Raw genomic sequence first — 9,665 nt, forward strand, 5'->3', positions numbered from 1 at the left:
AGGAGAAAATCTTAATGACACAACCGTTTATGTTTGAAAGGCCGCTCGGGCTGCGGGATACGCTTCCCGAGGCTCAGCGGTCGATCGCCGGGCTGGAAGCGATTTTCCGCCGGGAACTGCTGCGCTGGGGCTACGATTTTATAAAGACCCCTGCGCTGGAGTACGCTGAAACGATCGGACGCGCTTCGGCCATCGAAGACGGCCAGCTGTTCAAATTTCTGGACGTCGAAGGGCGTCCGGTCGTACTCCGCCCGGATATGACGACGCCGATTGCGCGGATAGCGGCTTCCAGTCTGAGGAAGCAGCCGCTTCCGCTGCGCCTTGCCTATACGGCGGCACTGTACCGGAGCCAGAGGAGAGAAGGCGGGCACCCGAGTGAATTCGAGCAGACCGGAGCGGAACTGATCGGCGACGCGACACCTTATGCGGATGTGGAAGTAATCTCGCTGCTGATGACGCTGCTTAAGAAGGCCGGACTTCGGTCGATCCGGCTCGCGGTCGGCCATGTCGGATTTGTCAATGCTTTTTTCTATGATATTGTAAAAGACAAGGAAACGGTCAGACAGCTTCGCAATCTGCTTTATAATAAAAATGATGTCGGATTTCATGAATATGTCGCTTCGCTGCACTTATCCGATCGATCGGCGAAAAGGCTGAATACATTTATCGATTCAAGAAGGATGGATAATCAGGCGACGCTTGATTTTCTGAGAGAACTGACGGCCGGATCGTCAATTCCTGTACGTTCCTATTATCAACATATCGTTGAACTCATTCAGCTGCTGAAAATCGATCATCTCGACGGCCGGATTGATTTGGATATCACGCTGATGCCGCATCTCAGCTATTATACAGGATTTGTTTTTCAAGGATTCGGCGGAGGGCTTGGTTTTCCGGTGGCAAGCGGCGGCCGCTATGACGATCTGCTGGCACAGTTTCACCGCCCGTGTCCGGCGACCGGTTTCGGCATCCGGATCGACCGGCTGATGAGCGTGGCAGGCGGAACTCCGGCCGAACCGCACAAACAGGCGGTCATCTATGATCGGGAAAATGCGGGGAAAGCAATGCGCTTTGCCGCACGGGAGAGGGAAAAAGGACGCACTGTCGTTTTGCAGCATGCGGACGGCATTACTGATGCCGAAGCCTTTGCGCGGCAGTTTGAAACGATTGAACGCTTTTTGAAATCTGAGGAAACGGAGACAAAAGGATGAATGAATCGGTTATTACGGTGGCGATGCCGAAGGGCCGGATTTTCGGCGATGCGTGCCGCCTCCTGAGAAACGCCGGATTCGAACTGCCCGTCACGTTCGAAACGACGCGCAAATTGATTTTAGATCAGGATGCTGCACCCTTTCGCTTTATTCTTGCCAAACCGGTCGATGTGCCGACTTACGTTGAGTACGGCGCTGCGGATATAGGGATTGCCGGAAAAGATGTCCTGCTCGAGAGCCGGCGCGATGTTTATGAAATGGTCGATCTCGGCATCAGCAGATGCCACATGGCCGTGGCAGGGCTTCCCGGACACCGCAGCAAGAATCCTTATTTGAAGATTGCGACAAAGTATCCGAACATTGCTTCCGATTTTTATCGGCGCCGCGGTGAACAGATTGATCTGATTGCGCTGAACGGTTCTATTGAACTGGCTCCTATCGTCGGTCTGGCAGATGCCATTGTCGACATTGTTTCCACGGGAACGACACTCAGAGAGAACGGATTGATTGAGTTTGACCGGCTGATGGATATCAGTTCGCGGCTGATCGTCAATCCGGTCAGCTATCGCTTGAAAAAGCCCGTCATTGACGAGATTGTTGAGAAAATGATCCGGGCTACGGGAGGAATCAAAGTTGGAATGGATTGAAAACGGGGATTTAAGTTTTTTAAAGAAAAGGAAAGTTGAGGCCAAAGAAGAGGCGCAGCAATCTGTCCGTGAGATCATTGCACAGGTCAGAGCCGGAGGCGACAAAGCGCTGAAAGCTTATACAAAACAATTCGACGGAATCGAACTGGAAAAGCTGCGCGTTTCGGATGAAGAGGCGGCCGCAGCTTATCGCCGCATTCCTGAAGAAGTGATCCGGGCAATCCGCCGGGCGGCCAAGAATATCCGTGCCTTCCATGAAAAGCAAAAGCCTTCGTCATGGACAGAAACAGTGGAATACGGCGTCGTCCTCGGACAGAAGGTAACAGCACTTGATTCGGTCGGTGTCTATGTACCGGGCGGGACCGCGAGCTATCCTTCGTCTGTCCTGATGGGCGCTCTCCCGGCCCTCGTTGCCGGAGTCGGGCGCGTTGTTCTGGTCTCTCCGCCTCAGAAAAACGGTTTGATTGCGGACGGGGTGCTTGCTGCCGCTCATGAGATCGGCATTAAGGAGATTTACCAGGTCGGAGGGGCGCAGGCGATTGCGGCGCTCGCTTACGGAACCGAAACCATCCGTCCGGTTGATAAAATTGTCGGGCCCGGGAACCTGTACGTGATGCTGGCAAAAAAACAGGTGTTCGGCGATGTCGCGATCGACAGCCTTGCCGGACCGAGCGAAATTGCGATTCTGGCTGACGAGACGGCGCATCCGGAATGGGTAGCTGCCGATCTGCTTTCCCAGGCGGAACATGATAAACTGTCGATGCCCGTACTGATCACGACGTCCCGGCAGCTCGCTGAGGAAGTCGACAGAGAAGTCGACCGCCGGCTCGCGGTGCTGCCGCGGCATGAAATCGCCGGTCCGGCGATTGAAACGGTCGGGAAGATTGTGCTTGCGGCCGATCTTAAGGAAGGGGCCCGATTTGTAAATCAAATCGCTCCGGAACATCTTGAACTGGCGACGGCCGATCCCGAATCCGTTCTGCCGCTGATCCGGCATGCGGGAGCCATTTTTCTCGGCATGTACAGCTCGGAGCCGGTCGGCGATTACTTTGCCGGCCCCAATCATATTATTCCGACAAACGGATCGGCCCGCTATGCGAGCCCTCTCGGCGTTGAGAGTTTTGTTAAACGGTCAAGTCTGATCCGATACACGGATGAAGCGCTGAAAGCAAACGGTCCGGCGATTGCCGCTTTCGCCCGATTCGAAGGGCTGGAAGGCCATGCACGGGCCGTCGAAGAGCGCATGAAGGGGGCCGCTGTTCATGAATAAACGGACAGGCGCAGTCGAGCGGAATACTCTTGAAACACAGATCAAACTGCATTTTGCGATCGACGGCAGCGGCGAATCGCGCCTTGAAACCGGCGTGCCCTTCCTGACTCACATGCTGACGCTTTTCGCGAAGCACGGCCTGTTTAATCTCGGCATCGAGGCGCAAGGAGATACCGACGTGGACGATCATCATACGACGGAAGACATCGCCATCTGTCTCGGGCAGGCAATCCGCCAGGCGCTTGGGGACAAAAAAGGAATCAATCGGTACGGTTATGCCGTTATCCCGATGGATGAGGCACTGTCGGACGTAGCCATCGACCTCAGCGGCCGCCCGTATTTTGTCTTTCACGGAACTTTGCCCGCTCAGAAAGTCGGCACGTTCGATACGGAACTGGTACCTGAATTTCTCGATAAGCTTTCTATTGAAGCGCGCATGAATCTGCATGTAACCGTTCGTTACGGAGAAAATACGCATCACATCATCGAGTCGATTTTTAAAGCACTCGGGCGCGCCCTTGACGCGGCATCGGTTCAAAATCCAAGGATTCAGGGGGTCCTGTCGACGAAAGGAACATTGGGATGATCGGGATTGTCGATTACGGCATGGGCAATTTATACAGTCTCAGCCAGGCGCTGAAAAGACTGGGCCAGGATTTTACGATCAGCGACCGTCCGGATGAGCTCGCCGAAACGGACGGATTGATTCTCCCCGGGGTCGGCGCGTTTAAGGATGCGATGGCGCTGTTGAATAAAAAGCAGCTTTCTGCTTTTCTGACACGTTATGTGCAAAAAAAACCGCTGCTTGGGATCTGTCTCGGCATGCAGCTTTTATTCGAGGAAAGCGAGGAAGGCGGCCTGACCGCAGGCCTTGCTTTCCTTTCAGGACGCATTGTGCGCTTCAGCGGGACGGCTCCGATTACGGGAGAACGCTATAAAGTTCCCCATATGGGCTGGAATACGCTTGAATTCAGGCAGCCGGATTCCCTTTTGCTTGATGGGCTGGCACCGGATTATGCTTATTTTGTTCACTCTTATTACGCTGAAACAGAGGATCCGTCGATTCTGATCGCGACGGCGGACTACCACGGACAGGTTCCGGCCGTTGTCGGCAAAGGCCGCGTATTCGGCACGCAGTTTCATCCGGAAAAAAGCGGTGCGTTCGGACAGGCGCTCCTGAAAAATTATCTCGGCTTTGTAAATCGGCTGCCGCAGGACAAAACCGCCGTTTCCCGGCCGTCGGCATCGCTTGCGCCGCGTGAGGAGGGAAAATAGTCATGTTTACGATCTATCCGGCAATCGACCTTCTGAACGGAAAGTGCGTCCGGCTGATTCAGGGAGACTACGGCCAGTCTACGGTTTACAGCGACTCGCCCGTTATGACGGCAAAAACTTTTCTGAGCGAAGGAGCACAATGGCTTCATATTGTCGATCTTGACGGAGCCCGGCAAGGCCGGCCGCTGAACCGCCGCACGATTGAACAAATTGCCGCCGAGGTGCCGGTACATATTGAAGTCGGCGGCGGCATCCGCAATATGGAAACAGTCGATCGATATCTGGATCGGGGAGTCGGCAGAGTGATTCTCGGCAGTTCGGCGATTGCGGATCCCGAATTCGTCCGGCTGGCTCTCAGCCGCTATCCGGACTCGATTGCCATCGGTCTTGACGTTAAAAGGGGCAAAGTAGCAGTAAAGGGCTGGCTGGAGGTTTCCGAACTGAGTGCGGCCGATCTGGCAAAAAGGCTGATCGGATTCGGTGCCCGCCATTTCATCTATACCAATATTTCACGGGACGGTGCCTTAAAGGGCGCAGACCAGGACGGCGCCGGGAAGCTGGCGGCTGAAATCGGAATGCCGGTCGTCGTTTCCGGAGGTGTTTCCAGTACGGAAGAACTGGCGGCCATGGTGAAAATGGGATCGGGCCGGATCAGCGGTGCGATCATCGGAAAAGCGATTTACACACAACAGATTTCACTCAGAAAAGCCTTAAAGGTGGTGGACGTGCATGCTGGCTAAACGGATTATTCCCTGTCTTGACGTAAAAAAAGGGCGTGTCGTCAAAGGCAAGCAGTTCATTCAGCTGCGTGATGCCGGCGATCCTGTCGAACTGGCGATGTACTATAACGACCAGGGTGCGGACGAACTTGTTTTTCTCGATATTTCCGCATCGAATGAAGGCAGAAACACGATGGTCGACGTTGTGAAGGCGGTAGCCGCCAAACTGGCCATTCCTTTTACGGTGGGCGGCGGCATCCACTCGCCGGAAAACATAAAGGCTTTGCTGCGCGCGGGCGCGGACAAGGTGTCTCTGAACAGTTCGGCAGTGGAAAATCCGGAACTGATTGCAGCCGGAGCCGATTTTTTCGGCTGCCAGTGCATCGTCTGCGCGATTGATGCGAAGTTTGATCCGGCAACGTCCTCATACAGAGTTTATACACACGGCGGGCAAAAACCGGCGGATCTGGATGCTGTCGAGTGGGCGAAAAAAGCCGTTTCGCTCGGAGCCGGCGAGATCCTGCTGACCAGTATGGATCGGGACGGGGAGAAGAGCGGGTTTGAACTGAATCTGACACGTAAAATCAGTGAGGCCGTCGATGTGCCGGTCATTGCTTCCGGAGGTGCCGGAAAAGCGTCTGATTTTCTGGATGTTTTCAGTGCCGGAAAAGCAGATGCCGCACTGGCCGCTTCGATTTTTCACTATAAAGAGACGTCGGTTGCACAAGTTAAAACATATTTGAAACAAAAAGGAGTGGCGATCCGATGAATGCGGAAAATGTCAAATTTGATGAAAAAGGGCTCATCCCGGTGATTGTTCAGGATGCACAGAGCAAAGAAATATTGACGCTTGCCTATATGAATAAAGAATCGCTCGAAAAGTCGCTTGAAACGGGTGAAACATGGTTTTTCAGCCGGTCCAGGCAGAAACTATGGCACAAGGGCGAAACGTCGGGAAACATCCAGAAAATCGTCGACTGGGCGGTGGACTGCGATTCGGATGCGCTGATTGTCAAAGTCAATCCTGCGGGTCCTGCGTGCCATACCGGGAGTTATAGCTGTTTCAAGACGGAGGAGAGCGACAAGCTGGAATCCGTAAAGAGCGGGAATGAACGCTACGGCATTCTCGCCGAACTGGAACGCGTGATTGCCGAGCGTGAAGCGGAGCGCCCGGAAGGCACCTATACGACTTACTTGTTCAATGAAGGCATCGACAAGATCCTGAAAAAAATCGGCGAAGAGACGTCCGAGGTGATCATTGCCGCCAAGAACCGGTCGGCAGATGAACTGGAATGGGAAGTATCCGATGTCGTTTACCATACACTGGTCATGCTTCGCGAGCAGAAGATCGGCTTTGACCGTGTATTGCATGTGCTTGAAAAACGTCACCGCGAAAAAAGCGAATTCAAGCGGGAAAAAGCGAAAAAAGTGAATTAAATCCGAGCCTTACCCCCTTTTTGTCCATCTGCGTTCGCGGAAACGCTAAACTCCTGCCGCCGGGATCGTTTATTGATTCCGGCGATTTTTTATTGATCCTTCGCATTTTTAAGGATAGTTCGCCTTTTGCGGCTAATAATAAGTATAAAATTAATGCACCGTGCCTCCCGCATGGATCTGAAGAGGGAAAACGGATGATGCTTCTATTTGCGCTTCTGCTTTGCTTTTTGGCCGCTGTTCTTATATTTGCCGTTGTTTTATTCAAGAGCGTCCTTTCCTGCCGGATTTCATGCCTGATCGGAACGGATCGGCTGGAAGCGGAAATAACTGTCTTTTTCTGGAAAAAAGAACTGAAATCATTCAAAATTACTGAAGAAACTTTCAGAGAATGGATTAAAAAACAGGAAGCGGACAACCGAAGGCCGGTCCGGAACGGCAAGGGCGGCGATGCATTTCAGCCCATGCATGACTGGTATCGTCTGAGCCGTCAGATCGTCAGAACAATCCGTTCTCTTGATCTGACGGAAAGAGTATGCCTCAGCGATTTTTTCTGGAAGACATCCTGCGGGGTTGAGAATGCACAGGCAACCGCCATGCTCTGCGGGATCATCTGGTCGGTCAAGTATTCTGTCATGCCCCTGATCGGAAAAATGATGGTCGGCCGGCCTTCAATCGAAGTGATTCCTCTGTTCCGGAAAAAGCAGAAAAAAATTTTCACTTCCCGATTATCGTGCATGATCACGATCAAAGCGGGGGAAGCTATGCTTATCATGCGGCAGATAAGGCGGCAGGTGAAAGAGGGAGAATGCAATGGCGGATCATCCCATTCAGGGCTTGATGAAGACAGCGCTGGAAAATCTTCAGTCGATGATCGACGTCGGAACGATTATCGGCGAACCGATTGAGACAAAGGACGGACACATGATTGTGACAATCTCCAAAGTCGGTTTCGGATTTGTAGCCGGCGGGAGTGAATTTACTGTAAAAAATGAAAATACTGACGAAGAGCCGGGAGAGGAGACGGAAGCCTACCTGCCGTTCGGAGGCGGGACGGGCGGCGGCGTCTCGATTACTCCGATCGCTTTTCTGATTGTCGGTCCGGCGGGAGTCAAGACCATTCATCTGGATAATAGCACGCATCTGTATGAAAGGCTCATCGACCTGGCTCCGCAAACGGTCGAAAAGGTTAAAGAGATTCTTGAGAACGCGGGCGGCGGGTCAGGAGAGGAAAACGAGCGCCGGCAGCAAAGGACTATGAAAAAAAGACGGCGCAGCAATGAATGGACGGATGACGTCGACTTTTGAAGCAGCCGCTTGAAAATAAATCTTTGAACTTTTTCCGGTCTTTGTCTGAAGGCCGGAATTTTTTTACGGATCCGGAAAAAAGAAACTTATTCGTTTTTTTTTCGTAAATAGATTATTTCAGCGGATGAATCGGTCCGGCCCGATTGTTTGTCTCATTCCGGAATCCGTTCTGACTTGCGTTCCGGTTGCTCTGCCGCTACAATTAATCTATAGTAAATACAGGAGTGATTTAAAAAATGGAAAGTGTGACATTTGTCAATGACTTGGCAAAGTTTTTGGGAAATCAAATGGGTCGGCGAAATCAGGCGGCTTCGGACGATGTGCTAAAAGAGATCACCCGCAGCGGGCTAAAAAGAGACTGAGGGATTTTGTCATATTTATTATGTTGTAAGCGCTTCATTATGGGGGAAAAAATTTGCAAACAACGACAGTAAGCGAGCTGTTCTCGGTTTTCGATCAATCTGTCCGGCTGATCAGGGAGCATCGTCATATAAGCTATCTCGAAGCGCTCTGCACAGCCGGTGAAATAATCTTCAAGGGAACCGCTCAGGATGAAGAACTGGGGAAAAAACTTGAGCCGTTTTATACGGATTTCTATCGTGAGGGAATGACTGCGGAAGAGATCCGCCGCGCTTTTCAGCTTGCCGCACTTAAAGGGATGAAGGCCGAGCCGCGGCCGGGCCGTGAAATGACGCCGGACAGTCTGGTCATTTTAATGGGACATGTCGTCGCACTTCTGGCCGGCAGCCGGCCGTTTTCCATTCTCGATCCTGCAGTCGGTACAGCTAATCTATTGACCGGCGTCATGAATCAGGCTGAAACGGATCATATTGCGGCATACGGAGCGGAAACGGATGACCTGATGCTTAAATTGGCTTTTACGAATGCCAATCTGCAGCAAAAAGAGATCCATTTTTTTCATCAGGACGGACTCGGGCCCATCTATTCCGGGCCTGTTGATTTTGTCGTTTGCGATGTCCCGGTCGGAATCTATCCGGACAGGCAGTCGGCAAAGTCGTTTGAACTGAACGGGATTAACGGGAAGGCATACACACATTTTCTTTTTATTGAAAAAGGTCTGAGACAGCTGAAGGAATCCGGATATCTTTTCTATCTGATTCCCAATCAACTATTCTCGGAAGACAAGAAACACCTTTTTCATCGCTTCATTCAGAAAAATGCGGCCATTCTGGCACTTCTTCAGCTGCCGTCCTCACTTTTCAAAAATGCGGCTGCAGCCAAGAGTGTGATTCTGTTGCAGAAGAAGGGCAGGGGCGCTTCTGTTCCGAAACAGACGCTTCTTGCCGAAATGCCGGATTTCTCGGATGAACGCAAAATGCGGGATTTTATGATTCAAATGGATCAATGGTTTGCGCGCTGATCGTAAAATGAACGGGAGGTGAAGACATGGCATTAATTCTTGCAATCAATGCAGGCAGTTCATCACTGAAATTTCAGATACTCGACATGCCTGATGAAAGATTAGTGACAAAAGGTTCTGTGGAAAGAATCGGTTTGCCGGATTCAATTTTTTCAATCAGTGTGAAAGGGGAAAAAAAGCAGGAAATTTACTCTATTCCCGATCATGAAAAAGCGGTGCGCGAACTGCTTAAAAAACTGACTTCACTGCAGATCATTCATTCGCTGTCGGAGATCGAGGGAGTCGGGCACCGGGTGCTGCACGGAGGGGAGTCGTTTAATGATTCCGTCCTGATCACGGACGAAGTCATTAAGAAAATCGAAAGCCTTTCCGACCTCGCTCCGCTGCATATTCCGGCCAACCTGGTCGGAATCAAGGCCT

Annotated in this window: 12 protein-coding genes and 1 pseudogene; all 13 read left to right on the forward strand. The window is 51.9% G+C overall.

Annotation, left to right across the window (positions count from 1 at the left end):
* Positions 1-14 precede the first annotated feature (14 nt).
* Positions 15-1,211, forward strand: coding sequence for an ATP phosphoribosyltransferase regulatory subunit (locus OYT88_RS13245; protein WP_274400662.1), 1,197 nt, complete (start codon positions 15-17; stop codon positions 1,209-1,211).
* Complete coding sequence (hisG, locus tag OYT88_RS13250; RefSeq protein WP_274400664.1) at positions 1,208-1,858, forward strand: ATP phosphoribosyltransferase; 651 nt, start codon at positions 1,208-1,210, stop codon at positions 1,856-1,858. Before OYT88_RS13245 ends, hisG begins: the two co-directional genes overlap by 4 nt.
* On the forward strand, positions 1,845-3,128 hold the full coding sequence (gene hisD / locus OYT88_RS13255) for a histidinol dehydrogenase (RefSeq protein ID WP_274400665.1): 1,284 nt from the start codon (positions 1,845-1,847) through the stop codon (positions 3,126-3,128). Before hisG ends, hisD begins: the two co-directional genes overlap by 14 nt.
* The gene (gene hisB, locus OYT88_RS13260; RefSeq protein ID WP_274400667.1) at positions 3,121-3,714 is read left to right on the forward strand and encodes an imidazoleglycerol-phosphate dehydratase HisB; all 594 of its coding nucleotides are present in this window, start codon (positions 3,121-3,123) and stop codon (positions 3,712-3,714) included. The genes hisD and hisB overlap by 8 nt, the downstream gene beginning before the upstream one ends.
* The gene (hisH, locus tag OYT88_RS13265; protein ID WP_274400669.1) at positions 3,711-4,403 is read left to right on the forward strand and encodes an imidazole glycerol phosphate synthase subunit HisH; all 693 of its coding nucleotides are present in this window, start codon (positions 3,711-3,713) and stop codon (positions 4,401-4,403) included. The genes hisB and hisH overlap by 4 nt, the downstream gene beginning before the upstream one ends.
* Positions 4,400-5,143, forward strand: a complete 744-nt coding sequence (hisA, locus tag OYT88_RS13270; protein ID WP_274400687.1) for a 1-(5-phosphoribosyl)-5-[(5-phosphoribosylamino)methylideneamino]imidazole-4-carboxamide isomerase — start codon at positions 4,400-4,402, stop codon at positions 5,141-5,143. The genes hisH and hisA overlap by 4 nt, the downstream gene beginning before the upstream one ends.
* Complete coding sequence (hisF, locus tag OYT88_RS13275; protein ID WP_274400670.1) at positions 5,133-5,891, forward strand: imidazole glycerol phosphate synthase subunit HisF; 759 nt, start codon at positions 5,133-5,135, stop codon at positions 5,889-5,891. The genes hisA and hisF overlap by 11 nt, the downstream gene beginning before the upstream one ends.
* A complete protein-coding gene (gene hisIE, locus OYT88_RS13280; RefSeq protein WP_274400673.1) occupies positions 5,888-6,559 on the forward strand; it encodes a bifunctional phosphoribosyl-AMP cyclohydrolase/phosphoribosyl-ATP diphosphatase HisIE in 672 nt (223 codons plus the stop codon). The genes hisF and hisIE overlap by 4 nt, the downstream gene beginning before the upstream one ends.
* Positions 6,560-6,753: 194 nt before the next feature.
* On the forward strand, positions 6,754-7,464 hold the full coding sequence (locus tag OYT88_RS13285; RefSeq protein ID WP_274400675.1) for a DUF2953 domain-containing protein: 711 nt from the start codon (positions 6,754-6,756) through the stop codon (positions 7,462-7,464).
* Positions 7,370-7,864 (forward strand): GerW family sporulation protein, encoded by a 495-nt coding sequence (ytfJ, locus tag OYT88_RS13290; RefSeq protein ID WP_274400676.1) that lies wholly within the window; start codon positions 7,370-7,372, stop codon positions 7,862-7,864. The genes OYT88_RS13285 and ytfJ overlap by 95 nt, the downstream gene beginning before the upstream one ends.
* Before the next feature lie 236 nt (positions 7,865-8,100).
* On the forward strand, positions 8,101-8,226 hold the full coding sequence (locus OYT88_RS13295) for a hypothetical protein (protein ID WP_274400678.1): 126 nt from the start codon (positions 8,101-8,103) through the stop codon (positions 8,224-8,226).
* A gap of 53 nt (positions 8,227-8,279) precedes the next feature.
* Positions 8,280-9,245: a class I SAM-dependent methyltransferase gene (locus tag OYT88_RS13300; protein ID WP_274400679.1), complete on the forward strand. Its 966-nt coding sequence runs from the start codon at positions 8,280-8,282 to the stop codon at positions 9,243-9,245.
* A gap of 26 nt (positions 9,246-9,271) precedes the next feature.
* Positions 9,272-9,665, forward strand: a pseudogene (locus OYT88_RS13305) (acetate kinase); the annotation flags it as partial.

Origin of the sequence: Sporolactobacillus sp. CQH2019, from assembly GCF_028765345.1 — a bacterium.
In the GTDB taxonomy this organism is placed as follows: domain Bacteria; phylum Bacillota; class Bacilli; order Bacillales; family Sporolactobacillaceae; genus Sporolactobacillus.